Source organism: Bartonella sp. MR30HLJHH (assembly GCF_042194195.1).
GTDB classification, from domain to species: Bacteria; Pseudomonadota; Alphaproteobacteria; order Rhizobiales; family Rhizobiaceae; genus Bartonella; species Bartonella grahamii.
This window is the reverse complement of the sequence record NZ_JBHIMO010000008.1, coordinates 45,887-72,364: the sequence shown is the minus strand read 5'-3', so window position 1 is coordinate 72,364 and position 26,478 is coordinate 45,887. Positions and strand designations below refer to the sequence as shown.

The window sequence follows — 26,478 nt, the reverse complement described above, 5'->3', positions numbered from 1 at the left end:
TTATTAAGGTTATACGGGTCATTTTTAAAAGTAAATGTATTTTAAAGAAGATCTGTTATAAAACAAATGAGATATTACAACAGGTTCTAAGAATCTTTGAAGGAGAACAGCATGAACCACGAGGTCATGAATCTTTTCAATCCTCAAGCGCCAGCGCAGACATTTGACTCTATTCGCATTTCTATTGCGAGTCCTGAGAAAATTTTGTCCTGGTCGTATGGTGAGATTAAGAAGCCTGAGACTATTAATTATAGGACTTTTAAACCAGAGCGTGATGGTCTTTTTTGTGCACGTATATTTGGCCCTATTAAAGACTATGAATGTCTATGTGGCAAATATAAACGCATGAAGTATAAGGGCATTATTTGTGAAAAATGCGGTGTAGAGGTTACTCTTTCGCGCGTACGTCGTGAGCGTATGGGGCATATTGAACTTGCGGCACCTGTTGCGCATATATGGTTTCTTAAATCATTACCAGGTCGTATTTCTACACTTTTAGATTTAACTTTAAAAGATATTGAGCGGGTTCTTTATTTTGAGAATTATATTGTAACCGAACCAGGATTGACATCTCTTAAGCTCCATCAGCTTCTTTCTGAAGAAGAATATATGCTTGCTATTGATGAGTTTGGAGAAGATCAGTTTACAGCTATGATTGGCGCTGAAGCTATTTACGAGCTTTTAGCTGGTATGGAGTTAAATAAAATCGCCAATGATTTGCGTCTCGAATTAGCTGAAACAACTTCAGAGTTAAAGCAGAAAAAATTGATTAAACGACTTAAAATCGTTGAAAATTTTCTTGAATCTGGAAATAAGCCAGAGTGGATGATTATGAAAACAATTCCGGTTATTCCACCGGATTTGCGTCCATTGGTTCCGCTTGATGGTGGGCGTTTTGCGACATCAGATCTGAATGATCTTTATCGGCGTGTTATTAATCGTAATAACCGCTTGAAACGGCTGATTGAATTGCGTGCTCCTGGAATTATCGTGCGCAATGAAAAGCGTATGGTACAAGAAGCTGTTGATGCATTGTTTGATAATGGACGGCGTGGACGTGTGATTACTGGAGCCAATAAACGTCCTCTCAAGTCTCTATCAGATATGTTGAAGGGTAAGCAAGGACGTTTTCGTCAGAACTTACTTGGGAAGCGTGTTGATTACTCAGGGCGTTCTGTTATCGTGACGGGTCCTGAATTAAAATTGCATCAATGTGGTCTTCCCAAAAAAATGGCTCTTGAATTGTTTAAGCCTTTTATTTATGCGCGGCTTGATGCAAAAGGCTATTCATCAACGGTAAAGCAGGCAAAGAAGCTTGTTGAAAAAGAACATCCAGAAGTTTGGGATATCTTGGATGAGGTTATTCGTGAACACCCTGTTTTACTCAACCGTGCGCCAACATTGCACCGTTTGGGGATTCAGGCTTTTGAACCTATCTTAATTGAAGGCAAAGCTATTCAACTTCATCCACTGGTGTGTACTGCTTTTAATGCGGATTTTGATGGAGATCAGATGGCGGTTCACGTTCCGCTTTCTCTTGAAGCACAGCTTGAAGCCCGTGTTTTGATGATGTCGACCAATAATATTCTTCATCCGGCCAATGGTGCTCCAATTATCGTTCCCTCACAGGATATGGTTCTTGGTCTTTATTATCTTTCAATTGTTTCTGAAAAAGAACCAGGTGAAGGAATGGCTTTTTCTGATATAGGTGAGCTTCATTATGCCTTGGAAAATAAGGTTGTAACGCTTCATACGAAGATTAAAGGCCGTGTTAAGAATATGGGGAAGGATGGAAAAGAAGTTTCTAAACTTTATGATACGACACCTGGTCGTTTGATTATCGGTGAGCTTTTGCCAAGAAATTCGGATATCTCATTTGAGATTGTCAATCAAGAAATGACGAAAAAGAATATTTCTAAAATGATTGATCATGTTTATCGGCACTGTGGACAAAAAGAGACGGTTATTTTTTGTGACCGTATTATGCAGCTTGGCTTTTCTTATGCTTGTCGTGCAGGAATTTCATTCGGTAAGGATGATATGGTTATTCCTGATAGTAAGTCGCGTTTAGTTGCAGAGACAGAAGCTTTGGCTAAGGAGTACGAACAGCAATATAATGATGGTTTGATTACACAAGGTGAAAAATACAATAAGGTTGTAGATGCTTGGGGTAAATGTACAGATCGCGTTGCAGATGAAATGATGAAACGTATTCAAGCCGTCGATTTTGATCCTAAAACAGGTCGTCAACGGCCGATGAATTCGATCTATATGATGTCGCATTCTGGAGCACGTGGTTCTGCTAACCAGATGAGACAATTGGCCGGTATGCGTGGATTAATGGCAAAACCATCGGGTGAAATTATTGAAACCCCCATTATTTCAAATTTTAAAGAAGGTCTAACTGTTAATGAATACTTCAATTCCACGCATGGTGCACGTAAAGGACTTGCTGATACTGCGTTAAAAACGGCGAACTCTGGTTATTTAACACGGCGTCTTGTTGATGTTGCACAGGATGCTATTATTTCAGCAGTTGATTGTGGTACCGCAAAAGGGCTTACCATGCAGCCAATTGTTGATGCAGGACAAATTGTTGCCTCCCTTGGGCAAAGGATTCTTGGTCGTACAGCGCTTGTTGATATTCTACATCCTGTCTCTGGAGAGGTTATCCTTGAAGGTGGAGCGATGATTGAGGAAGCTGATGTCGCGAAGATTGAAGAAGCTGGGATTCAATCTGTTCAAATTCGTTCTGCTTTAACATGTGAAACACGTCTTGGTGTTTGTGCAAAATGCTATGGTCGTGATTTGGCGCGTGGAACACCTGTTAATCAGGGGGAAGCCGTTGGTGTTATTGCTGCTCAATCCATTGGTGAGCCAGGAACACAGCTTACTATGCGTACTTTCCACTTAGGAGGAACTGCGCAGGTTGTTGATTCATCGTATTTAGAGGCATCTTATGAAGGTAAGGTGGAGATTCGTAATCGTAATGTGGTTCGTAACTCTGAAGGACATTTGGTTGTTATGGGGCGTAATATGGCTATCCTTATCAAGGATGAGTTAGGAAAAGAGCGCGTTGTACATCGTGTTAGCTACGGTGCTCATATTTTTGTTGATGATGGTGATATGGTTAAACGTGGCCAACGTATAGCAGAATGGGATCCTTATACACGTCCAATTTTAACGGAAGTTGAAGGCTATGTGGGTTTTGAAGATATGATTGATGGTTTATCTGTCACTGAAACAGCTGATGAATCTACGGGTATTACGAAGCGTTTGGTGATTGATTGGCGCGCTAATCCACGCGGTGCGGATCTTAAACCAGCCATTATTATCCACGCAGATAAAGAAGGTGAATCCATTGCTAAATTGTATAAGGGAGGTGAAGCCCGTTATATGATGTCAGTGGAAACTATTCTTTCTGTTGAACTTGGTGCTCATGTTAAGGCTGGTGATGTTATTGCTCGTTTGCCAATGGAAAGTGCCAAGACGAAAGATATTACGGGTGGTTTACCACGTGTGGCTGAGCTTTTTGAAGCGCGTCGTCCAAAGGATCATGCGATTATTGCTGAAGTAAGTGGCACGATTCGATTCGGCCGTGGTTATAAGAATAAACGTCGTATCATTATTGAACCAAATGATGAAACTCTTGAGGCAGTAGAATATTTGATTCCGAAAGGTAAGTTGTTTCACTTCCAAGAAGGTGATCAAATTGAAAAGGGAGATTATATCCTTGATGGTAATCCAGCACCTCATGATATCTTGGCGATTAAGGGGGTTGAAGCTTTGGCATCTTATCTTGTTAATGAGATTCAGGAGGTTTATCGTTTGCAGGGAGTTCTTATTAATGACAAGCACATTGAAGTGATCGTTCGTCAAATGTTGCAAAAAGTTGAAATTACTGAATCTGGAGATTCTGGTTATATTCCAGGTGATAATGTTGATCGTATTGAACTTGATGAAATCAATGATAATTTGATTGCAGAAGGGAAGAAACCTGCATCTGGTAATCCCATTCTTCTTGGAATTACAAAAGCTTCTCTTCAAACGCCTTCTTTCATTTCGGCGGCATCGTTTCAGGAAACAACACGTGTTCTTACTGAAGCAGCAGTTTCTGGTAAAATTGATACTTTGCAAGGACTTAAAGAGAACGTTATTGTCGGTCGTCTTATTCCAGCAGGTACGGGTGGTACGATTTCTCAAATCCGTCGTATTGCTGCAGTTCGTGATGATTTGATTGTAGATGAGCAGCGTAAGTCTAGTAATAACGAAGTGGCTAAGGCTATGTTGACAAATATGACAACCCAAGCAGTTGCTGAATAATTTAAATACAACATCACATAATTAAAAAACGTTTGAATAGAAAGTTCAGACGTTTTTTATCTGCGAAATGCAGAAGTTGCATTTTTTCCTGAAAAATATCAAAAATTATAAGGCGATAGTTATTTTTTAACATATTTAGTAGCTTATTGTTTTGTAATGATGTGAAATTCAAAAGCCATATTCAAGGAAAAGAGTTGATTATCTACAAATCAAATAATGATTGATTTTGAATTTTAGGGAAATTATTGATTGATATCTTCTATAAAGATTTAGAAGGACTTATAATGAAAGATCAATAGTTTTTTCTATAATCTAAGAAATAATTTATTCTCTACTATACAATACGTGTATGACAAGAATGTGTTTTTTTATAAATTAGAATGCAGAAAAGTAGAGATTAGGATGCTCACTAAATTTTATAAAAAATAGACATATTTCTTATAAAACTGTGATCTATGAAGACAGAATGATAAAATGTACGAATATTATTCAATTGGAAAATTAACACGTGAGTTTTCAATAACAGCTCGGACTTTGCGTTATTATGAAGAAGAGGGACTTCTTATTCCTTTTCGGCGTGGAAATACACGGCTTTATACACAAACGGATCGTCATAAGTTAAAACAAATACTGCGTGCTAAAAGAGTTAAATTTTCGTTGTCTGAAATATCTGATATGTTGACAATGGTTGGAAAACCACCTGATGATGAGAAAAAGCTTAAGAAATTAATTGCAGGAATTCATAAAAAACGAGCTGATTTAAAGCAGATGCAGCATGATATTGATGATCTTCTACAGGATTTAGAACGAATTGAGGAGAGTTTTTTTGAGAGCTTAGCGGAGTTGGGGGTTAATCATTGATTATAAAGTTTATTTCATCTGCTTTTAGACAATTTTCTTTCTATTAAAAGAGATAGGTTATACTATCTCTAAGGGGAATTTTTAACACTACGTAAAATGTGTAAGTCATTTAAAGAAATAAAGTGTTCGAAAAAAGCTGCGAAGGTATTTTCGCAGTATATTGTCCTTGATAAGTAAAAAATTATTTTTCATAAAGAAAGTAAAAACAATGGCAGTTTCTCCTATGAGTGTTTTTCAATCTATTTTATCACGAAAGTCAATTCGCGCTTTTACTGATCAGCCAGTTAGGTTGGAAACAATCAAAGAAATCTTAAAACTTGCAGCACGTGCACCATCTGGAACAAATATTCAGCCATGGCAAGTGATTGTGCTTACAGGAAGTATATTACAGAAAGTAGGGCAAGAGCTTTCACAACTTGTGCTTTCAGGTGTAAAAGGAGAGCGTGAATATAGTTATTATCCACGTCAGTGGCGTGAGCCTTATATTTCAAGGCGTCGAAAAGTTGGTTTGGATCTTTATCAGAGTCTTGGAATTCAAAAAGGTGATGAAGAAAAAGTACTTCATCAAAAGGCGCGAAATTTTTTATTTTTTGATGCACCTGTAGGACTCTTATTTACAATGGATCACGACATGGAAATGGGGAGTTGGCTTGATTTGGGTATGTTTATGCAGACCATTATGTTAGCTGCACGTGGATTTGGATTAGATACCTGCCCTCAAGCTGCTTTCGCTGATTATCATAAACAGATTCGTACGCTTTTATCTATTCCTTCTGATCGCCATATTATCTGTGGTATGGCACTTGGTTATCGCGATATGAGTGCTCCAGAAAACAATTTTGAGACAGAACGAGAATCGTTAGAAAACTTTGTACGTTTCATTGAAACATACCCATAAAATATTTTATATAATTAAGCATACGTTTTGAAGAACTTGGTGCATTATGAAAAATATTTCCGATAAGAATTTCTCATCCTTATTGAATTTTAATATTGCATATTAACACTTATTTTACTACGTTTAAAACATTAAGAGCGGTGACTCTAGAGGCATCGCCCGTTTTTTGAAGGTTGGCCTAATGGAAAGCACTATAGAGAGAAAGTGTTGGGTGGTAGCAAGACGAGCGACATTCGTGTTTATTGCTGTCATTTTTTTAGTTTATCTCGCAATTTGATTTTAAACGGGACAAGTTATGAAAAAGCATATATGCTCAAGCTGTACTATAGTTTTGAGGTGATACGTGTTTCTATCTGTTTTTGAACTTTTTAAAATTGGGATTGGTCCTTCTAGCTCACATACGATGGGGCCGATGACAGCTGCTAATATGTTTTTGCAAAAGATAGGGGATTTTTCTCAGTCGTTTGATATTCAAGTTTCTCGTATACGTGTTTATCTTTATGGTTCTTTAGCTTTTACGGGTATTGGTCATGCAACAGATAGGGCTATCATATTAGGACTTTTAGGAGAAAAAGCTTCTACTGTTGACCCTGATAGCATGGGGATTTTGTTAGAAAAAGTTATATGTGAAAAAAAAGTGCAACCAGAAGGCCATCCCGCTTATCAGTTTGATGTGGAGCGTGATCTTATTTTTGAACGAAAGAAAATTCTCCCTGGACATACAAATGGAATAGCCTTTGAGGGACTTAATACTGATGGGAATGTTCTGTTGCGGCAGATTTATTATTCTATCGGTGGTGGCTTTGTTGTGACGGAGGATGAATTAAGCCATATGAATGATAATATACAACCAGAAGCATTTGAGGTGCCATATCCATTTGATTCTGCTTGTACAATGTTATCAATGGCAGAAAAATCAGGACTTTCAATTGCTGAAATGAAGCGCTTAAATGAGGAGACAAAGATAGAGCGTTCTTCTCTTGATACAGGGCTTGATGAAATTTTTTCAGCGATGACAAATTGCATCGATAGAGGTCTTTCACAAGAAGGTGAGTTGCCTGGTGGATTGCGTGTTCTAAGGCGTGCTAAAAAGCTGCATGAAACGCTTTTGGAAAATCAAAAGAAAAATCGCAATTATCCACTTTGGGCAAATGATTGGCTTTCGGTATATGCCATAGCAGTCAATGAGGAAAATGCAGCAGGTGGTCGTGTTGTTACAGCCCCAACAAATGGGGCAGCTGGTGTTGTCCCAGCAGTTTTGCGTTATTATCTTCAATTTAATGATGATTCAGATCGAGAGGGAATACATAATTTTCTATTAACGGCAGCAGCTATAGGCGGTGTTATCAAACATAATGCCTCTATTTCTGGTGCAGAAGTTGGGTGTCAAGGTGAAGTTGGAACGGCATCTTCAATGGCCGCAGCAGGGTTGACCGCAGCGTTAGGTGGAACACCAGTTCAAATTGAAAATGCGGCAGAAATTGCGCTTGAACATCATTTGGGAATGACATGTGATCCGGTTGCAGGTCTTGTGCAGGTTCCTTGTATTGAGCGTAATGCAATGGGAGCTGTTAAGGCGGTAACGGCTTCTTCTCTTGCATTATATGGTAATGGAGATCATTTTGTTTCTCTTGATGCTTGTATAGAAACAATGCGCCAGACTGGTCATGATATGAGTGAACGCTATAAAGAGACAAGTAAAGGTGGTCTTGCAGTCAATGCAATATCTTGTTAGGAGCTGGAGCATTTTTCAATTCATAACGGGACTTTTGGGAGAGGGATTGTATTTCCTGATAAAGCTTATGTTTTTTTGTTACTTATAAATCAAAATTCCACTTTAATTCAGTAGAAGCTTGAAATAAATTTGAGATGATTCAGTATTTTCTTCATGAATAATCGCTTTTGCATGCAAGTTTTGGGGGAGAGTATTGTTGCTATCTGTCTGATTTGTCTCTAAAATGGAAAAAAGTCTAATTTGGAAAAAATAAAAAAGCGTAAAGTAAAATTAGTGATCAATCTGCTATTATTTTTAGCTGGATTTTGTGGCTTTTAAAAGTTTCCATAGCCATATCTTTGAAGTAATGGAAGATTATGTCCGAGTATCCAAGGAAAATTTGTTTTAAATCTGAATAATGATGATGAGGAGAGTGAATTTTAAAGATTTTATTTTTTTAGAAGTGAAGATTTTTTGGTACCTAGTATGGTAAAAAAATGCCTTGAAAAGAAACGCAAATTTACAATAATTAAGAGATGTATTGGAAATATCTTTTTTATTTATAAATTCTGTACCGTCAAAAAAACTAAAATAAATAATAACGTATACATTAAAAAATATTTATCAAAATTTTCATGAGAATAAAATGCACACGATAGAGCATCATCGTGTTACTCATTCATAAGTTTGTTTTAAAGAAATATCTCTCAACGCTCCCAAACTCATTTCGCGATGGCACCTGTGAATGGTATAATGGTAAATCCATTGAACTGTCCCCATCTTTATGCTTAATAATAAAGAGTATGCTGGTACGATTACACACTTTGCCAGCGCCCCCCCTCTGTACAGGGACCAAAGCCCTTAGTATTTAAAACGGTTCATTATAGGCATTTTGAGTCTTTTTAGTACAGTTTCACGCCACACACTAATCTCGCTCATAACATGCAAGAGAATGTTTTGGATTGATTCAACATAAACAAATTTCAAATGAGAGAATTTTACGATATTCGAAATTCTCATCTAACATGCAAAATAATGAACTATCTTTATAAATCAGTATGTTGCATATGAATAGTATAATGTAAGTTTTCCATGAATGGTATAAAACCTATAGAGTATTAGCATCTTTATTTATAGAGGAAGAAAACCAGCACTATTATCCTTTTTTAAATAGTTTATATGCCAATCTTTCTCGTGATGAGCAAGCGAACGATTTTTACTGATTCAATATAAGAAGAAAAATAACAAAAAAACTCTCATTCAATATGCAAAAAATAAATTATAAATTAAAATCTTATGGAAATCGTTATCATGATATTTAATCTGACAATTTCTTTTACATTTTTTACAGCGTTTATGTTGTAGGGGGGGAGCGTTATTAAGAGGGACTTCCTTTATTGAACTTTTACAATAATCCCTAAAATGATAGGCTTTCATCCAATGAAGCTATTCATTTTTTCCAAAAAGATATCGAGGATAATTTTTATATTAAATCCAAAAGTAAAAAAATATTGGGTGTTTTTTATGTCCTTAATAATGGTTTTATTGAAAGCTTGGAGGTATTGGATAGTTGGAAAAGCTGTCAGCACAATTCCATAATTTAAGAAAAAAGTATGTTTATCAAAGGGGTTTCTAAGGCTGTAGATAATGGTTAATAATAAAATAATTTTTTAGAGATGGTCTGTAGAATTAAATATTTGTTGCTCCTAGACGGATTTTAATAGGCACATTACCAGTTTGGCTAGCAACGCGTAAATGAATGCGTACAGGAGGCATTATGAGACGGCGGTTGCGTATTGTTTGGCAAATGAGAAGGTTAACAAGAGATTGTGTATCTAATGCAGTCGAATTACATTTTAAACCAGTAAGTTTTGCAGCAGCATCGTGAAGAGAACGCAATGAAAGGAGGGATGATTGCTTCAATAAAATTTCTTTTTTATGGAATGAAGCAAAAGCATTATCTGTCATAATACTATCCTTAACGCAGAATTCAAAAATTTTTAGTAGGCTACAGTATAGCAGTTAAAATTTGCTTTCTTTAATGTAGAGCAAGCATCAAATGCAGCTTTTTTTGATTGAAACCCTGTAAAGCGCGCTCGATAATAACGCTGCCCACTTTTTTCAAATAGTTGCATGTGTGAAGATGCGTGCTTTAAAGTAGAAAAAGCTATATTTTTTGCTTTTAAAAGTAAAGTTTTTGCTTGTTCTTCACTAGGAAGAGAACCAATTTGGATAGCCCATCCGGCATTTGTGGACAAAGAGGCTGTTACAATTTTATGAGTCTCAACTGGTATAGGTTTTTGAGGGTTTGGTATTGGTATAATTACCTTATTTACAGCCGTTATTGCGATATTGGAGTTTTTAGGTTGTTCTGCAAATGCTGTCAACATAGTCGAAATTTCATCGTCAAAATTATTTGAATCAGCTTTAATGGTCGGTATAGGAGTATTGGCGCCGGTAGGTAAGTGATAGCGTACAGAAGCCATTAAACGTTCACTACTTTTCATTTGGCTTGCTTTGGGCAAATATTGATTCAATAGGCTAGCCATATGCTCGTCACGTGCAGTAGATGATTTACCTCCCATAACAACAGCGACAACAGAGCGCCCCTCAAGACGCATTGAAGTTGCTAAATTAGAACCTGACATTTGTGTGTATCCTGTTTTAATTCCATCGACACCTTTCATTATTTTAACGAGTTTATTGTGGCTGTTAATTTTATGTCCACGGAAATTAAAACTTTTTGTTTTGAACAATTTATATTGTTTTGGAAAATGTTTACGTAAAGCTAGTGACAAAGTCGCTATATCTCGTGCTGTAGAATAATTGTGCACATCCGGAAGTCCTGAAGCATTTGCGAAATGTGTATGTTTCATGCCAAGTTTACGAGCTTTTACTGTCATCATTTGAGCGAATTTTTTTTCACTACCTCCAAGATATTCTGCAATGGCTGCAGCAACATCATTTGCGGATCTTGTAATGAGTGCTTTAGCTGCTGATTCTGCAGAAATTGTTTGGCCTGCTTTAAACCCAATTTTTGTTGGTGGGCGCGTTGCTGCATAATGTGAAACAGGAATTGGTGTATTTGGTGTCACACGACGCATCTGCATAGCTTCAAAGAGTAAGTACAATGTCATCATCTTTGTTAAAGAAGCAGGATAACGTTTCAGTGTTGCATTGGCTTGAAATAGAGTTTTCCCTGTAGTAGCATCTATAACAATAGCCGCATACTTATCTGGATAGGCTCCTTGAGGTGTGGCTGATGCCCAACAGTAAGAAAAAGCTAACACAACAAAAGAAATTGCTATTGCTTTACAGTAGCGCATAATTTTTTGATAATTAATATACACTTGCAGTATCCTATTTCTCCATTTATCCTGAAAAACTTCTATAAAGCTTCCTTTTCTGTAATTTGTTGACGCAGTTTAGACGAATGGTATTACTAATTTGTTTACAGAAGTTATTTTATGAGTGCATGATTGAAGTCTAACCACAGAGGGAATTCTTCCTAATACATACAGGTATTGCAATAGTTATGAAAGAATTTAAAATTAATAAAAAATGTGCTGCATGGAAAACGATAACGGGACAGACGCCCATAATAAACTTTATAGCCCATATTATACATAATGAAAAGGGCAAGAATTGGGATGAAGTTAGGCATGGTGCGGTTATAATGCCTAAGGCTAGAGCAAAATTCGAAAAACCTAAATTATGTCGAGTTTTTTTGCTTAATGATGATTACACACCTATGGATTTTGTTGTTTTCATTTTGAAGAACTTTTTTAAAAAAAGTTTCGAAGAGGCAACGCGAATAATGTTAAATGTTCATCACAGTGGGATAGGAGAATGTGGAACTTATACTTATGAAGTCGCTGAAATGAAAATATTACAAGTGAGGGAATGTGCGCGTCAAAATGAACATCCGTTACAATGTGTAATGGAATGGAAGTGAGGAATTATGCCATCTTTTACACCTAGTCTTGAAGAGGTTTTGCATCGTGCATTGACAATTGCTACTCAAGCACGGCATGAATACGCAACATTAGAGCATCTTCTACTTGCGCTGTTAGATGATGCCGATGCAAATTCCGTTATTCAGGCTTGCCAAGTAGATGTGGAGGAATTGCGAGAGCGCTTAACCAATTATCTTCGCTCAGAGTTAGATGAACAGATTAGAGCTGATGAGGATACAAAGCCTACAGCTTTTTTCCAGCGTGTTATCCAACGTGCGGTGATTCATGCACAATCAGCTGGAAAAGATGAAGTATCGGGGGCAAATGTTCTTGTTGCAATTTTTTCTGAACGTGAAAGCCATGCAGCATATTTTCTTCAAGAAATGGGAATGACACGCTATGATGCTGTACGGTTTATTTCACATGGTATCACGCGTGATGATGGGTTATCCATGTTACTTGAAGGACTTGAAGAGCAATTAGATCAGCAGATTTCGGATAATGGTGAAAGAGGAACAAGTGCTTTAACGAATTATTGTGTTGATCTCAATTGTAAAGCACTTAATGGAAAAATTGATTTATTAATTGGCCGTGAAATAGAAATTTCACGCATGATTCAGATTTTATGTCGAAGATCAAAAAACAATCCGCTTTTAGTTGGTGATCCTGGAGTGGGGAAAACCGCTATAATTGAGGGATTGGCAAAACGCATTGTTGATGGGCAAGTGCCTGAAGTTTTATCAAATGCAACAATATTTTCTCTTGATATGGGGGGACTTGTTGCTGGTACACGTTATCGCGGTGACTTTGAAGAACGCTTAAAGCAAGTTATTAAAGAGTTTGAGCTATATCCAGATGCTATTTTATTTATTGATGAAATTCATACCTTAATTGGAGCAGGAGCGACATTAGGGGGAAATATGGATGCAGCAAATCTTTTAAAACCTGTATTATCTTCTGGAACTATGCGCTGTATTGGTTCGACGACTTACAGAGAATATCGCAAATTCTTTGAACAAGATCGTGCTTTAGAACGTCGTTTTCAGAAGATTGATATTAATGAACCTTCTGTTATAGATGCGATTAAGATTTTGCAGGGGATGAAGCCTTACTTTGAGGATTTTCATCAGATTAAATATACAGATCAGGCGATGAAGGCATCCGTAGAATTATCTTCACGTTATATAATTGACCGTAGGTTACCTGACAAAGCAATTGATATTATTGATGAAAGTGGCGCAGCGCAAAAGCTTTTGCCACAAAAACAACGCAAGAAGAGTATAGGTGTTAAAGAAATTGAAGCGACTGTTGCTACAATTGCAAGAATTCCACCAAAAACAGTTTCTCGGAATGATCAGAAGATACTGAGTAAGCTTGAAAGAGAACTCAAACATGTTGTTTATGGGCAAGATCAGGCAATTTCCATCTTAGTTTCATCCATAAAATTGGCGCGAGCAGGTTTACGCGAACCGGATAAACCAATAGGAAGTTATTTATTTTCAGGACCAACAGGTGTAGGAAAAACTGAAGTTGCAAAACAGCTTGCATCATCTTTAGGCATTGAATTATTGCGTTTTGATATGTCAGAATATATGGAACGGCATACGGTAGCACGTTTAATCGGAGCTCCTCCAGGTTATATAGGGTTTGATCAAGGAGGTCTCCTTACAGATGCCGTTGATCAGAAACCTCACGCAGTCCTATTGCTAGATGAGATTGAGAAAGCGCATCCAGAGTTATTTAATATTTTATTGCAGGTAATGGATTATGGTAGATTAACAGACCATAATGGTAAGAAAATTGATTTCCGCAATGTTATTTTGATTATGACAACCAATGCTGGTGCTTCAGATATGGCAAAATCAGCTATTGGATTTGGGAAAGTACATCGTGATGGTGAGGATATAGAAGCAATCAATCGATTATTTACACCAGAATTTCGTAATCGGTTAGATGCAATTATTCCGTTTGCACCTTTATCTCATTTAATCATCAATCAGATAGTGCAAAAATTTATTTTTCAGCTTGAAGCACAATTAGCTGATCGGGGAATTTGTTTTGAATTAAGCCCTTCTGCAACTTTATGGCTTTCCAATAAAGGGTACGATTTTCAGATGGGAGCACGCCCATTAGAGCGCGTTATACAAGAATATATTAAAAAGCCATTAGCTGATGAAATTTTATTTGGAAAATTACGCAACGGTGGCATTGTTCGCGTATTGACACAAAAATCAAATGGCAAAAAAGAAAGCTTACAGTTAGAAATTTCATCTTCCAATATATCTGCAAGTTCAAAGAAAAGTAAAATGGAAAATTTTATAAAAAAAACGTGTAGGAAAAAAAGCACAACAACTTAAGAGTGTATTATAAGGCTGCACGGATTTTTTTTGCATTCTCTTCAAGTATTTCTGTAGGCGTTATTATATTATTATGAGGGGTAAGTTCTATTCCCTCCATACGTGGTATAATATGGAAATGGAGGTGATAAACGGTTTGTTTACTAGCTGCTTCATTAAATTGCATGACAGTTATGCCATCTGCTTGAAAGGCTTTTTTAACGGCATTTGCAATTTTTTGAACAGCTTTAATAACAGGAAATAATATTTCAGTATCTGCATCAAGTAAGTTTCTAGAGCTTTTTTTAGGAATGACTAGCGTATGACCTGGTGCCTGTGGCATGATATCCATAAATCCAATAACATCATCATCTTCGTAGACACGAACAGAAGGGATTTCATTGCGAATCAATTTAGCAAAAATATTGTTATTGTCATAAGCTTGTTTCATACAAATATTTCCTTTTATTGTAAGTTTAAGATTTTAATTAAAAACAAAAAAAATGCAAAGTTTATCAGAGTTTAAGACAAAGAAGTATTTTGACTTTAGTTATATTTAGGATGGTGCACTGTCTTAATGAAGGCTTAGATTTCTATGATGGCTTCAACTTCTACAGGAACATCCATAGGAAGAGAGGCAACACCAATAGCAGAACGGGCGTGTTTTCCAATTTCACCAAGGATATTAACGAATAAATTAGAAGCTCCATTGGCAACAAAAGGAATATCGGTAAAATGAGAATCTACAGCCACAAAAACAGTAATTTTTACCACACGTTTTATTTTATTTAAGTCACCTAGAGTTGCCTTGAGTTGAGCGAGAATATTGAGAGCGCAAGCTTCGGATGCTTTTTGGGCTTGTTCGGTATTCACAGTTGCACCAACTTTACCGATGGCTATTGGTTTTCCATTAATAAGAGGGAGTTGTCCAGAAATAAAGAGTTGATTGCCACTTTGTGAAGTGGTGATGTAATTGGCAAGGGGGGAGATTACTTCAGGAAGAGTGATTCCGAATTTCTCTAAGTTTTTTTCAATCATATTGGTCATAATTTAAACTCCATAGCTGCTCTATAATACATTCATTGTATAATCTATTTTTTGATTTAAGGAAATGTGTGGTTAATTGAGAAATTAGCCTTTTTTGCCTTATTGTATGATGTTATGCAACGGGGATAAAGTTTGGAATTTGGGAATGATTAGATCATTATTTATAATAATTTTATATATTGTTTTTTTATGTACAGCGAGAGCTGAAGAGCCTATTTTTATTGTACCTCATCGAGCAATTTATGATTTTCATCTCGATAGCGTTTCTCATGACATGACAATTTCTGCGATGTCAGGGCGAATGGTTTACGAGCTTACTGGTTCGGCATGCCAAGGCTATAGCACACGTTTTCGTTTTATTAGTCGTGTTCACATTGAAGATATGCCGGTACGTTTAACGGATCAACAGACGACGAGTTATGAAACAGGAGACAGCCGTACATTTCGTTTTAATATTACAGATCAAGAGGGAGAAGAGGTTGCGCATCGTGCTGAGGGGGTCGCGGAGCGTACTCAAGATGGTATTACAGTTACCTTAAAAAAGCCAAAAGAAAAAGAGTATAAGCTTGCAATGGCTGAATTTCCAATGATGCAACTAAAAAATATTATCCGCCATGCAAAAGCAGGGCATCATTTTTACAATGTTACTGTATTTGATGGGACAAATAAAGCAGATAAAGTTATAAAAGAAAGTATCGTCATAGGGGAAAAGAAGGCGCTTTTATCTGATAGCGAAACGGAAAAAGTGAGAAAATTGGATGAAGACGAATATTGGCCTGTTACAATTTCTTATTTTGATGATGGAGAAAATAAAGATGGTTTGCCGGTTTATCGTAGCAGTTTTCTCTTACATGAGAATGGTATCATGCGTGATCTTCATATAGATTATGGAACTTTTTCAGTGCGTGCAAAATTGAACAGTCTCGAATTCTTGGAACTTGGAAAAGATCTTAATCAATGTGAAAATGCAAATATTAAATGATTAAAGAAAATGACTTGAAAAAGAATCAAATATTAGTATGTTGGCGCTATTCCACACGCGGAGTTTGGGTGTTTGTAAATAATTTGTGAGAAAATTCTAGCAAGCATCCGCCGGTAGTAGGTTTTCCTGCTTTTTCCGCGGAGGTTGAACCGGAAAGGATAAGATTTATGGCACTACCCGATTTTACTATGCACCAGCTTTTAGAAGCAGGTGTGCATTTTGGTCACCAGACTCATCGTTGGAATCCCAAAATGACTCCTTATATTTATGGTCAGCGTAATAATATCCATATTATTGATCTTGCTCAGACCGTTCCGCTTTTACACCAAGCGCTTAAACTTGTTTCAGATACTGTTGCGCGTGGTGGTCGTATTCTCTTTGTTGGTACGAAACGGCAAGCATCTGACATTATCGCGGATGCGGCGAATCGTTCTGCCCAGTATTACGTTAATGCACGTTGGCTTGGCGGCATGCTCACAAACTGGAAAACGATTTCCAATTCGATACATCGTTTGCGAAAGCTTGACAAAATTCTTGCTGCTGAGGCGCAAGGTTTTACCAAAAAAGAACGTTTAAATCTTGAACGTGACCGTGAAAAGCTTAATCGTGCGCTTGGTGGTATTAAAGATATGGGATCTGTTCCAGATCTTATATTTGTTATCGATACGAATAAAGAAAATATTGCCCTTCAGGAAGCAAAACGTTTAGGCATTCCTGTTATTGCTATTATTGATACAAATTGCGATCCTGATGATGTAACGCATCCGATACCAGGTAATGATGATGCTTCACGTGCAATTTCTCTTTATTGCGATCTTTTTGCTCGTGCCGCCCTTGATGGTATTGCACGCCAGCAAGGAGCAATGGGTATCGATTTAGGAGCTCAAGTTGATGCGCCTGTGGAGCCTATTTTGGAAGAAAATGCGGTTGCAGAAGTTTCTGAATAATATAAAACGCCTAATTAAGGTACTTTTATTGTCTAAAGAAGAAGTTATAGGCGTGCAGAGGGGTTTTGCACGCTTTCACTATTACAAAATAAAGAGGCAAATATGAGCATTACTGCTGCACAAGTAAAAGAACTTCGAGAACTATCTGGCGCTGGTATGATGGACTGTAAAGCCGCTCTAGCTGAAACCAGTGGTGATATGGAAGCTGCTGTTGATTGGCTTCGTAAAAAAGGAATAGCTAAAGCAGATAAAAAGGCCGGTCGTACAGCGGCTGAAGGATTAATCGGTGTCGTATCAAAAGATTTAAATGCGGTTTTGGTTGAGATTAATTCTGAAACAGATTTTGTTGCACGCAATGCCGGATTCCAAGATATCGTGCGCAATGTAGCAACTGCTGCTTTAGATACGCCAGGCGATGTTGAATCTGTTTCTGTTTCTCTTTATCCAGGTTCTGAGAAGACTGTAGAGCTTACGATTAAAGATGCAATTGGTACAATTGGCGAAAATATGACGTTTCGTCGTTCCGCTAAATTGTCTGTTGAGAATGGTGTTGTTGCGACTTATATACACAATAGTGTAGCTGATGGTCTTGGTAAGCTTGGTGTTTTGGTTGCGATTGAAACAACAGGAAAGAAAGAGGCTGCTCTTGCTTTTGGTCGGCAGGTTGCGATGCATATTGCGGCAACCAATCCGTTAGCACTTACAGCACAAGATGTTGCTGCTGCTGCTGTTGAACGTGAAAAAGCAATTTTTTCAGATCAAGCACGTCAGTCTGGAAAGCCTGAAAATATCATTGAAAAAATGGTAGAAGGACGTATGCGTAAGTTTTTTGAAGAGGTTGTATTGCTTTCTCAAGCTTTCGTTATGAATCCTGATATGACTGTTGAGGCAGCTTTAAAGGATGCTGAGAAATCAATTGGTGCACCAGCAAAAATTACAGGCTTTATTCGTTTTGCATTGGGTGAAGGTGTGGAAAAAGAGGAGTCTGATTTTGCTGCAGAGGTTGCTGCTGCTGTAAAAGGCTAGTTATTGCAAACTCTTGATCAGAGATTTAAAATCATATCGTTGGTTGTAGAATCTCTGATGGGAACAATGTAATTGTTGAGAGGGCGTCACGTGAAAAAAGTGATGCCCTTCGTGATGTCAAAAGCAAAAAGTCAATGTGCTTTTGGGGAGATTATTAATGGCATTAGCACTTCCGTATAAACGTATTCTTTTAAAGGCTTCTGGTGAAGCTCTTATGGGGGGGCAGAGTTTTGGCATTGATGTTTCTGTTGTAGACCGTATTGCCGCTGATATTGCAGAAGTGCGCACAATGGGGATAGAAGTTGCGGTTGTTATCGGTGGGGGAAATATTTTTCGTGGCGTTGCTGTTGCTTCGCGTGGTGGGGATCGAGTGACAGGGGATCATATGGGAATGCTTGCAACTGCTATTAACTCTTTAGCATTGCGAACATCTTTGACAAAATTAGGAGTTGAAACTGTTGTACTCTCTGCGATTGCTATGCCACAAATTTGTGAAAGTTTCTCGCAACGTAAAGCAATAGCTTATATGAATCAGGGAAAAGTTGTTATTTTTGCGGGTGGTACAGGAAATCCATTTTTTACCACTGATTCTGCTGCTACTTTACGTGCAGCAGAGATTGGTGCGGATGTCCTTCTTAAAGGAACACAAGTTGATGGTATTTATTCAGCCGATCCAAAGATAGATCCTACGGCTAAGCGTTTTGACCAATTAACACATGTTGAAGTTTTGCAATGGGGATTATCTGTTATGGATTCAACGGCGGTCACTTTAGCGCGTGAGAACAATGTACCGATTATTGTGTATTCCATCCATGAAAAAGGCGGTTTGGCTAAGGTCTTGAATGGAACAGGACGCTTTACAATAGTATCGGAATAAGGGTAAGCTTCAAAGGACAATTGAAGGAGACAGAATTATGAATGTTACATCAATTATGGATGATCTTAAACGTCGCATGGATGGTGCTATTACGGCTTTTAAACATGAATTAGGTGGTTTGCGGACTGGACGTGCATCGGCCAGTTTATTAGAACCGTTGACCGTTGAATCTTATGGTTCTGTTGTGCACATAAATCAGGTTGCTAATATTTCTGTTCCCGAACCTCGGATGCTTTCTGTTTCTGTATGGGATAAAACGATGGTAGGAGCTGTAGAGCGCGCTATTCGCGATTCTGGTCTTGGTTTAAATCCCATAACTGATGGTACGAATTTACGTATTCCTTTGCCTGAGTTAAATGAAGAGCGCCGTAAAGAACTTGTAAAAATTGCAAATCACTATGCAGAGCAGGCGCGTGTTGCTACACGTCATGTTCGTCGGGATGGTATGGACAATTTGAAAAAGTTAGAAAAAGATGGTGAAATTGGACAAGATGAAGCCCATAGTTTGTCTGAAAAAGTTCAAAAACTCACAGATGAAACTATTGCTGATATTGATAAAATTTTAGCCGTAAAAGAATCTGAAATTATGCACGTTTAAGACGGTTTTGTCGCTAGAAAAAGGATGTTATACTTCCAGCCTGTAAATTGTTTCTATGGATAATAGTGGGGAGTAGAGTGCTCTGTGATAGTAAGGTGTGATGCAGGAAGGTACTTTATCGTTTTATCATCTTGATATGGAAGGGATTGATTAGAAAGGGCAGATGTTTTTGTTTTTAATCTGCATGGTAAATCAAGCTCTTTGCAGGAGGACACTATTGAGCAGCATGGTGGGGGCTTTTAGTTTAGCATGTCTTTGTTAAACTACATAATGAAAGTATTATTAGAAATTATTCAAATATTCTAAGATGAGGGTTGGGGAAAGAATATAACGCAAAAAAATAAGCCTAATCTTTCTTTTGTTTCCCATTATAAAACATGTGAGTATAATCGATCAAGCAGATGTTATGTGGCGTAATTCGTTTTTAAATGACGAATAGTTGATAGAGAGACATTTTTATACGAAACCTATATTAGTTAATTTATATGGGACATAGATAGCTGCTTTTTCATTTTATATTTGAGAAAATATTAAAAAAATATTTTAGGATTAATCCTGACGGAGATTTTTGAAGCTGTTTTCATTGATTATTAGTTTCAAAAGCGCTATCTTGGTAGACTGAATTATTTATGATAAATTATAAGAGAAATTTATACAAGTATGGAATAAAAATACTGCGTAGGGAGGTTTTTCTTACGTCAATTTTAGAGCTTGTATTTTCTATTTTTATTGTTTGGATGTTGTTTTGTCTAATTTGGTTTATCGTGTTCTGACAGCTTTTGTGTTTGGCGTTATTGCGTTGTATCTAACATGGTTGGGAGGAATCTTCTTTTTTTTATTTGTATGGGGCATTGGCGGTTTTGTTCTTTATGAGTGGATGAGTATTACTAAAGAGAAATGGTGTATTTTACAAAAAATATTAGCAAGTACCTTTTATTTGATCTTTGGCTTTTTTTTAGTGTTGAGTGTATCTGCTTCATTGATTTTTTGTGTTTTAATCGTTTTGGCTGCGGTGTTGGCTATTATATCTATAAAAAAGAGTGGTTGGGTTTTTTGTGGTTTTTTATATGCATCTTTTCCTGTTGTTGCTTTATGCTTTCTACGGGATCATGAAATGTTGGGGTTCCAAGTTGTTATTTTCTTATTTACGATAGTGTGGGGAACAGATATTGGTGGGTATTTTATCGGACGTGCATTAGGGGGGCCTAAATTAGCACCACAATTTTCCCCTAATAAAACATGGTCAGGAGCACTTGGTGGTACATTTGTCGGAGTTTTCGGTGGTATATGGGTTGCTTTTGGATTTTTTGATATAAATTTAGCAAGTTTTTTTGTGCCACTTCTTACACTTGTTTTGTCAATTGTTTCACAATTGAGTGATTTAGGGCAATCATGGCTCAAAAGACGGTTTTCTGTTAAAGATTCTAGTTCTTTATTGCCTGGACATGGTGGTTTTATGGATCGTATAGATGGATTGGTAGGGGCAGCTTTTCTTCTTTATTTAATTGGTTCATTTATGTCTGATATGGATGCACCTTTTAATCTTTTTAGTATGATCTAATTGGGAGAAGGTAGTTTGGGACTTTTAAATTATATCGTCACTATGGGTGATTTTCTTTTAAGAAGTTTGAGTATTCTTTTCATCATTATGATTATCATTTTTGTGCACGAATTTGGGCATTATCTCATTGGTCGGTGGTGTGGTATTAAGGCGTTAGTTTTTTCGCTTGGATTTGGGCCAGAAATAGCGCGTTATACAGATAAGCATGGCACGAAGTGGCGCTTAGCACTTATCCCCGTAGGAGGGTATGTAAAGTTTGTTGGAGATGAGGAAAAAATCGATATGGTATCATCCCAATCATCTCTGATTGTTGATGGTTCATTTGCTAGTGCGCATGCTTGGAAAAAAGCAGCAACTGTTTTTGCCGGTCCTTTTTTCAATGCCCTTTTTACTGTTGTTATTCTAACATTTTTTTTCTTTATCTATGGTCGTGTAGCCATTGAGCCCGTTGTTGGTTCTTTGGTAAAAGATAGCCCTGCTCTTCAGTCCGGTTTGGAGTTAGGTGATCGTTTTGTTGAAATGGATGGACGACGGGTTGAAAGTTTTGAAGATTTGATGAATTATGTAGCTTTTCATGGAAGAGAACCCATAGAGTTTAAAATAGAACGCATGGGGCGATTCTTTACAACGGTGATTACTCCGAAAATCGTTGAGCGAGATGATGGATTTGGTAATCGAACACGAAGTGCTATGATAGGTGTAGGTGTTCCTATTGATTTAAATAATCCTGCACATTTAGATCCAACTTATATAAAACATATTCGCTATGGTTTTGTAACAGCTGTAAGAGAAGCGTCAGATCGTACTGTGTTTATCGTCACTCAAACCGTTCTTTTTATGAGTCGTTTAATAGGAGGAAAAGAGGACCGTTGTCGGCTAAGTGGACCTTCTAAAACCGTTAAAATTGCTTGGAAAGTGAGCGAGACAGGTTTTGTCTCTTTGTTGAATTTGGCAGCTTTTCTTTCAATAAGTGTTGGGCTTATTAACCTTTTTCCGATTTTACCGCTTGATGGTGGGCATCTTTTATTGCATGTCATTGAGGTCATTACTAGGAGGAAAATATCTGCTAAAATTCAGGGAATTATTTTTCGTTTAGGTTTTTCCATTCTTCTCCTTTTTATGATCTTTGTCTTTTTTAATGATTATTTTTGTTGGTTTAGCTAATTAAATTATGGAAAACGCTTTATAAATTGAGTAATAATAGCGAAAACAAATTGAAGGTTGTTTACCATGTCTGCAAAATGTTGTGGCGTCGTACATTATAATGAGTAATTAAGGAATGAAAAGTCTCGCTGTAAAAAGGTTGTTATGGCAGTTAGCTTTTTAAGGCATCATGTCCAAGGAACAAGAGTAAGGTAAAAAAGCCAATGACTACAAATTCAAAGTTTTTAAATGCAGCATCTGTATTGGTGTTAAAGATGGGGATGATTGCCCCAGCAACGGTTTTTATGTCAATTGCTGCGGTTGGAGAAATACAAGCGTCTGTAGTCCGTTCTATTGAGGTTCGTGGGAATAAGTTTGTAAGTTCTCAGGCGATTCGAGACAATATGGGGATTAAGGCTGGACAAGGGGTTTCCAGTGCTGATGTTGATAATGCTGTGAAGAATCTTTTCGAATTGGGTTTATTTTATGATGTTAAAATAAATCCGGTAGGTGATAAATTGGTTGTATTCGTAAAAGAATATGAGGTTGTCAATCAGATATTGTTTCAGGGAAATAAATCTTTTAAAGACCCAGATCTTAAGCGGTTTATTTCTTTAAAACCGAATGAGCCTTTTAATTCTGCTAAGCTTTCTGCTGATATAAATACAATTCGTGAAGCTTATAAAACTCTTGGTCGTAATAATATCACTGTCAACGTTCAAACGATTAACCTTGGAAAAGGGCGGGTTAATGTAGTATTTAATGTTGTTGAAGGGCGAAAAACAAAGATTGGTGATATCACTTTTAAGGGGAATAGTGTCTTTGGAAGTCGTCGTTTGCGTGATGTGATTTCAACAAAAACTTCAGGAATTTTTTCGAAGTTATTGGGAGGTGATGTTTACAGTGAAGAGCGTCTCGCTGCTGATGAAGAAGCTTTACGTCGCTTTTATTATAATCGTGGTTATGCAGATTTTCGTGTAGTCTCTTCTAAAGCGACTTTTGATGCAGCAAGCAATACATATAAAATTTCTTTCGTTCTTGATGAGGGTGTGCGCTATAAAATTAGTGATATTCAGGTTGAAAGTGATGTTGATGGAATTGACGTTCAATCTGTGAAAAGGGTGCTTAAAACCCAGCCAGGTGATGTTTATAGCGCAGAAGATATTGAACAGTCTGTTGCAATTATTAATAACAAGGTTGCTGATTCGGGATATGCTTTTGCTAAAGTTGAGCCGAGGGGAAATCGTAATTTAGCAAATCATACAATTTCAGTTTTATATAATATTGAACAGGGTACACGTGCTTATATTCAGCGTATTGATATACGTGGCAATGAGAAAACGCGTGATTACGTCATTCGCCGTGAGATTGATTTAAACGAAGGGGATGCTTACAATCAAACTTTATTACAGCGGGCAAAACGTCGTCTAGAAAGTTTAGGTTTCTTCAAAGCCGTTAATATTTCAATGGTTCCCACAGATCAATCTGACCAAGTTATTTTGGTAATAGATGTCGTTGAAGCTTCAACAGGAGATCTCTCTCTTTCTGGAGGATATACAACAGGGGGAACAAGTCCTGGTATGTCACTTGAAGTTTCTGTTACTGAACGTAATCTTGGGGGACGTGGTCAATATGTTCGTTTAGGATTAGGTGCGGGGCAAGAAAAATCTCGTAATTATAATTTATCATTTGTTGATCCTTATTTCTTAGGGTATCGTTTATCTGCTGGCGTTGATGTTTTTCGTAGTACTTATCGTGCTGATAAGGCCTATGATGTACGACAGACAGGTGGATCGCTACGGTTTTCATTACCTATTAATAATCAATTATCTGCTAATGTAGCTTATTCTTATGTACAGGAAGAATATGATTTTGGTGGAGAGTATGATTTTGATAAAGAGAGTGATGTAATAGAGTTATATGGGAAATATTCTGGTGCGATTGTTCAAGCTGCAAAACAAAGCCCTTGGAAACGTTCATCAATTAGTTATGGTTTCACCTATAACACGATTGATGATATGAGATCCCCCCATGATGGGTGGTACGTGCATCTTCTTCAGGAATATGCAGGGCTTGGTGGAAGTGCAAAGTTCTTGAAGACCACGGGTAAGGCGATGATGTACAAGACTCTTTCTGACCAGAAGGATATTGTTGGTTTGCTTTCCTTTGGGGGTGGTTATATCCACGGAATGGGCCGAGATGGTGTTCGTATTTTCGATATGTTTAAAGCGAATACTGATATGATTCGAGGGTTCAAATATAATGGAATAGGTCCGCGTCAGGTTTCCAGTAAGGGTGAGGTTTATTTCTTGGGGGGAACGACATATATGAATGCGACTGCTGAAGTACAGTTTCCTATCCCTGTTGTGCCTGAAGGGTTCGGGTTGCGCGGTGCTTTATTTGCGGATATTGCCACGCTTTATGGCAATAATTATAAAACCGTTTTTAAGGGTGAACCGTCTGTTACCAATACCAAAAGTGCTTGGCGTTCATCTGCAGGTGTGAGTTTGATGTGGGATTCTCCGTTTGGTCCTTTGCGTTTTGATTATGCTTGGCCAATAACGAAGCAGGAAGGTGATCGTTTGCAACAATTGAATTTTGGTATTTCTACGAAGTTCTGATTTGAGCGATTTTAAGAAGGAAAAACTTGAAGAGAATAGCTTAAGCTGGGAGAGAAAGTGTTTTGATGGCGGATACATTTTTTTTTACGCCGTCCCGGCAATTGACAGTTGCAAATGTTGCTGAGTTGACGGGTGCAAAGCTTCTTAATCCAGAGTTTTCTCATAAAGTTATCAATACTCTTTCTTCACTTGAGAGTGCTGTGGAAGGTTCTCTTGTTTTTGTAGAGCATCGGAAGTTTTCTGATGCTTTACAGGACAGTTCCGCTGTTGCTGTTTTTTGTACGAATGAGATTGTTTTTAAAGTTCCCGAAACTATGGCAATTTTGGTAACATCCACACCACAGCGTGACTTTGCTCAGATTGGTCGTATTTTGTTTCCAGATTCTGTCAAGCCAATGCCTTGGTTAGGATCGAAGGGGATTTCATCGCATGCGCATATTCATCCAACGGCTAAGTTGGCACATGATGTGTGTATTGAAGCGGGAGCTGTTATTGGTAGAAATGTTGAGATTGGTGCAGGAACTCTCATTTCATCCACAGCTGTTATCGGTGAAAATTGCCGTATTGGATGTGACTGCTATATTGCTCCTAAGGTAACAGTTCAGTGTTCTATAATAGGTGATAAGGTTCAGCTTTATCCTGGTGTTTGTATTGGGCAAGATGGTTTTGGTTATGTTGGGGGCGTTTCTGGAATCGAGAAAATTCCACAGCTTGGTCGCGTTATTATTGAGGATGGTGCAGAAGTTGGTGCGAACACGACAATTGATCGTGGGACATTTCAAGATACTGTTATTGGTGAAGGAAGCAAGATTGATAATCTTGTACAAATTGCCCACAATGTAAAAATTGGCCGCTATTGTCTTATTGCTGCTCAATGTGGCATTGCGGGAAGTACATCGATAGGGGATATGTCTCAGCTTGGCGGAGGTGTTGGAGTAGCCGACCACATCATAATAGGTAAATGTGTTCAGATTGCTGCTCGTAGTGGTGTTATGAATGATATTCCAGATGGTGAAAAATGGGGAGGTAGTCCAGCGCGACCATTTAAACAATGGTTTCGTGAAGTAGCGACGTTGCGCAGTATGGGAAAAGTTAAAAAGGAGAAACGCTGATATGATCAGCAGTGAAAAGACTAAAAACTTAGAGGCTGTCGATATTGAAAAACTATTATCAATATTACCGCACCGTTATCCGTTTCTATTAATCGATCGTATAGTTGATATTGATGGTGAACAAGGAGCTATTGGTATTAAAAATATAACGATTAATGAGCCGCATTTTACGGGACATTTTCCCGCAAAGCCTGTTATGCCTGGAGTTTTGATTTTAGAAGCTATGGCACAAACGGCAGGAGCAATAGCACTTTTAAATTTAGGCAATAAGCAAACAAATTTAGTTTACCTTATGACGGTTGATAATGCGAAATTTCGTAAGCCGGTTATGCCTGGTGATCAGCTCAAGATTCATGTTCAGCTTTTGAAAAAAAGATCTGGTATGAGACGTTTTTCGTGCGTTGCAAAAGTAGAAGATGTCCGCGTCGCTGAAGCAGAAATTGCTGCGATGATTGTCGAAGAAGAATAAACGATAT

Annotated in this window: 20 protein-coding genes; 16 read left to right on the top strand and 4 right to left on the bottom strand. The window is 37.6% G+C overall.

The features are described 5' to 3' along the window. The first annotated feature begins 111 nt into the window (after window positions 1-111). The 4 genes from rpoC (at window position 112) to ACFIKR_RS06115 (ending at window position 7,817) form a co-directional block, all read left to right on the top strand. Entirely contained in the window at window positions 112-4,323 is a 4,212-nt protein-coding gene (gene rpoC / locus ACFIKR_RS06130) for a DNA-directed RNA polymerase subunit beta' (RefSeq protein WP_375659239.1), read from the top strand. 474 nt (window positions 4,324-4,797) lie between these two features. After that, window positions 4,798-5,184 (top strand): MerR family DNA-binding transcriptional regulator, encoded by a 387-nt coding sequence (locus ACFIKR_RS06125; protein ID WP_012755031.1) that lies wholly within the window; start codon window positions 4,798-4,800, stop codon window positions 5,182-5,184. Between the two features lie 208 nt (window positions 5,185-5,392). Further along, on the top strand, window positions 5,393-6,082 hold the full coding sequence (locus tag ACFIKR_RS06120; protein ID WP_375659238.1) for a nitroreductase: 690 nt from the start codon (window positions 5,393-5,395) through the stop codon (window positions 6,080-6,082). Window positions 6,083-6,425: 343 nt separating this feature from the next. Beyond that, entirely contained in the window at window positions 6,426-7,817 is a 1,392-nt protein-coding gene (locus tag ACFIKR_RS06115; protein ID WP_375659237.1) for an L-serine ammonia-lyase, read from the top strand. Between the two features lie 1,668 nt (window positions 7,818-9,485). Here ACFIKR_RS06115 and ACFIKR_RS06110 read toward each other — a convergent pair. Together ACFIKR_RS06110 and ACFIKR_RS06105 are read right to left on the bottom strand one after the other, a co-directional pair. Further along, window positions 9,486-9,764, bottom strand: a complete 279-nt coding sequence (locus ACFIKR_RS06110; protein WP_375620062.1) for a hypothetical protein — start codon at window positions 9,762-9,764, stop codon at window positions 9,486-9,488. A 32-nt stretch (window positions 9,765-9,796) separates the two neighbouring features. Then, entirely contained in the window at window positions 9,797-11,146 is a 1,350-nt protein-coding gene (locus tag ACFIKR_RS06105; protein WP_375659236.1) for an SPOR domain-containing protein, read from the bottom strand. 185 nt (window positions 11,147-11,331) lie between these two features. Here ACFIKR_RS06105 and clpS point away from each other — a divergent pair, with 185 nt between their 5' ends. Together clpS and clpA are read left to right on the top strand one after the other, a co-directional pair. Further along, a complete protein-coding gene (gene clpS, locus ACFIKR_RS06100) occupies window positions 11,332-11,751 on the top strand; it encodes an ATP-dependent Clp protease adapter ClpS (RefSeq protein ID WP_375659235.1) in 420 nt (139 codons plus the stop codon). Between the two features lie 6 nt (window positions 11,752-11,757). Next, complete coding sequence (gene clpA, locus ACFIKR_RS06095) at window positions 11,758-14,109, top strand: ATP-dependent Clp protease ATP-binding subunit ClpA (protein ID WP_375659234.1); 2,352 nt, start codon at window positions 11,758-11,760, stop codon at window positions 14,107-14,109. A 7-nt stretch (window positions 14,110-14,116) separates the two neighbouring features. Here the strand turns inward: clpA and ACFIKR_RS06090 are convergent, their stop codons facing one another. Both ACFIKR_RS06090 and ACFIKR_RS06085 read right to left on the bottom strand, forming a co-directional pair. Continuing rightward, window positions 14,117-14,539 (bottom strand): HIT family protein, encoded by a 423-nt coding sequence (locus ACFIKR_RS06090; RefSeq protein WP_375659233.1) that lies wholly within the window; start codon window positions 14,537-14,539, stop codon window positions 14,117-14,119. Window positions 14,540-14,673: 134 nt separating this feature from the next. Further along, on the bottom strand, window positions 14,674-15,135 hold the full coding sequence (locus ACFIKR_RS06085; RefSeq protein WP_375607219.1) for a RidA family protein: 462 nt from the start codon (window positions 15,133-15,135) through the stop codon (window positions 14,674-14,676). A gap of 145 nt (window positions 15,136-15,280) precedes the next feature. On the opposite strand from ACFIKR_RS06085, the gene ACFIKR_RS06080 reads away from it, so the two are divergent. The 10 genes from ACFIKR_RS06080 to fabZ all read left to right on the top strand — a co-directional run bounded on the left by ACFIKR_RS06080 (window position 15,281) and on the right by fabZ (window position 26,471). Next, window positions 15,281-16,117 carry a cell envelope integrity EipB family protein gene (locus tag ACFIKR_RS06080; RefSeq protein ID WP_273788136.1) on the top strand — a complete coding sequence of 279 codons (837 nt, stop codon included), beginning with the start codon at window positions 15,281-15,283 and terminating at the stop codon, window positions 16,115-16,117. A gap of 167 nt (window positions 16,118-16,284) precedes the next feature. Continuing rightward, window positions 16,285-17,064: a 30S ribosomal protein S2 gene (rpsB, locus tag ACFIKR_RS06075; RefSeq protein ID WP_012755041.1), complete on the top strand. Its 780-nt coding sequence runs from the start codon at window positions 16,285-16,287 to the stop codon at window positions 17,062-17,064. Between the two features lie 102 nt (window positions 17,065-17,166). Next, on the top strand, window positions 17,167-18,090 hold the full coding sequence (gene tsf / locus ACFIKR_RS06070; RefSeq protein ID WP_375659232.1) for a translation elongation factor Ts: 924 nt from the start codon (window positions 17,167-17,169) through the stop codon (window positions 18,088-18,090). Window positions 18,091-18,247: 157 nt separating this feature from the next. After that, on the top strand, window positions 18,248-18,967 hold the full coding sequence (gene pyrH / locus ACFIKR_RS06065) for a UMP kinase (protein WP_375659231.1): 720 nt from the start codon (window positions 18,248-18,250) through the stop codon (window positions 18,965-18,967). Between the two features lie 37 nt (window positions 18,968-19,004). Continuing rightward, on the top strand, window positions 19,005-19,565 hold the full coding sequence (gene frr, locus ACFIKR_RS06060; RefSeq protein WP_375659230.1) for a ribosome recycling factor: 561 nt from the start codon (window positions 19,005-19,007) through the stop codon (window positions 19,563-19,565). A gap of 745 nt (window positions 19,566-20,310) precedes the next feature. Next, window positions 20,311-21,126: a phosphatidate cytidylyltransferase gene (locus ACFIKR_RS06055; protein WP_375659229.1), complete on the top strand. Its 816-nt coding sequence runs from the start codon at window positions 20,311-20,313 to the stop codon at window positions 21,124-21,126. Between the two features lie 15 nt (window positions 21,127-21,141). Continuing rightward, on the top strand, window positions 21,142-22,290 hold the full coding sequence (locus ACFIKR_RS06050; protein WP_375659228.1) for an RIP metalloprotease: 1,149 nt from the start codon (window positions 21,142-21,144) through the stop codon (window positions 22,288-22,290). A gap of 203 nt (window positions 22,291-22,493) precedes the next feature. Next, the gene (gene bamA / locus ACFIKR_RS06045; protein ID WP_375659227.1) at window positions 22,494-24,890 is read left to right on the top strand and encodes an outer membrane protein assembly factor BamA; all 2,397 of its coding nucleotides are present in this window, start codon (window positions 22,494-22,496) and stop codon (window positions 24,888-24,890) included. A 65-nt stretch (window positions 24,891-24,955) separates the two neighbouring features. Further along, complete coding sequence (lpxD, locus tag ACFIKR_RS06040; protein WP_375659226.1) at window positions 24,956-26,002, top strand: UDP-3-O-(3-hydroxymyristoyl)glucosamine N-acyltransferase; 1,047 nt, start codon at window positions 24,956-24,958, stop codon at window positions 26,000-26,002. A gap of 1 nt (window position 26,003) precedes the next feature. Further along, the gene (gene fabZ / locus ACFIKR_RS06035) at window positions 26,004-26,471 is read left to right on the top strand and encodes a 3-hydroxyacyl-ACP dehydratase FabZ (RefSeq protein ID WP_375626256.1); all 468 of its coding nucleotides are present in this window, start codon (window positions 26,004-26,006) and stop codon (window positions 26,469-26,471) included. Window positions 26,472-26,478: the final 7 nt, after the last annotated feature.

Excerpts from the sequence above, each read along its gene's own strand:
- fabZ (WP_375626256.1), top strand. The coding sequence starts at position 26,004 with ATGATCAGCAGTGAAAAGACTAAAAACTTAGAGGCTGTCGATATTGAA.
- lpxD (WP_375659226.1), top strand. The coding sequence starts at position 24,956 with ATGGCGGATACATTTTTTTTTACGCCGTCCCGGCAATTGACAGTTGCA.
- pyrH (WP_375659231.1), top strand. The coding sequence starts at position 18,248 with ATGGCATTAGCACTTCCGTATAAACGTATTCTTTTAAAGGCTTCTGGT.
- clpS (WP_375659235.1), top strand. The coding sequence starts at position 11,332 with ATGAAAGAATTTAAAATTAATAAAAAATGTGCTGCATGGAAAACGATA.
- bamA (WP_375659227.1), top strand. The coding sequence starts at position 22,494 with ATGACTACAAATTCAAAGTTTTTAAATGCAGCATCTGTATTGGTGTTA.
- ACFIKR_RS06090 (WP_375659233.1), bottom strand. The coding sequence starts at position 14,539 with ATGAAACAAGCTTATGACAATAACAATATTTTTGCTAAATTGATTCGC.
- ACFIKR_RS06080 (WP_273788136.1), top strand. The coding sequence starts at position 15,281 with ATGATTAGATCATTATTTATAATAATTTTATATATTGTTTTTTTATGT.
- ACFIKR_RS06110 (WP_375620062.1), bottom strand. The coding sequence starts at position 9,764 with ATGACAGATAATGCTTTTGCTTCATTCCATAAAAAAGAAATTTTATTG.
- tsf (WP_375659232.1), top strand. The coding sequence starts at position 17,167 with ATGAGCATTACTGCTGCACAAGTAAAAGAACTTCGAGAACTATCTGGC.
- ACFIKR_RS06085 (WP_375607219.1), bottom strand. The coding sequence starts at position 15,135 with ATGACCAATATGATTGAAAAAAACTTAGAGAAATTCGGAATCACTCTT.
- ACFIKR_RS06120 (WP_375659238.1), top strand. The coding sequence starts at position 5,393 with ATGGCAGTTTCTCCTATGAGTGTTTTTCAATCTATTTTATCACGAAAG.
- clpA (WP_375659234.1), top strand. The coding sequence starts at position 11,758 with ATGCCATCTTTTACACCTAGTCTTGAAGAGGTTTTGCATCGTGCATTG.
- rpsB (WP_012755041.1), top strand. The coding sequence starts at position 16,285 with ATGGCACTACCCGATTTTACTATGCACCAGCTTTTAGAAGCAGGTGTG.
- rpoC (WP_375659239.1), top strand. The coding sequence starts at position 112 with ATGAACCACGAGGTCATGAATCTTTTCAATCCTCAAGCGCCAGCGCAG.
- frr (WP_375659230.1), top strand. The coding sequence starts at position 19,005 with ATGAATGTTACATCAATTATGGATGATCTTAAACGTCGCATGGATGGT.
- ACFIKR_RS06125 (WP_012755031.1), top strand. The coding sequence starts at position 4,798 with ATGTACGAATATTATTCAATTGGAAAATTAACACGTGAGTTTTCAATA.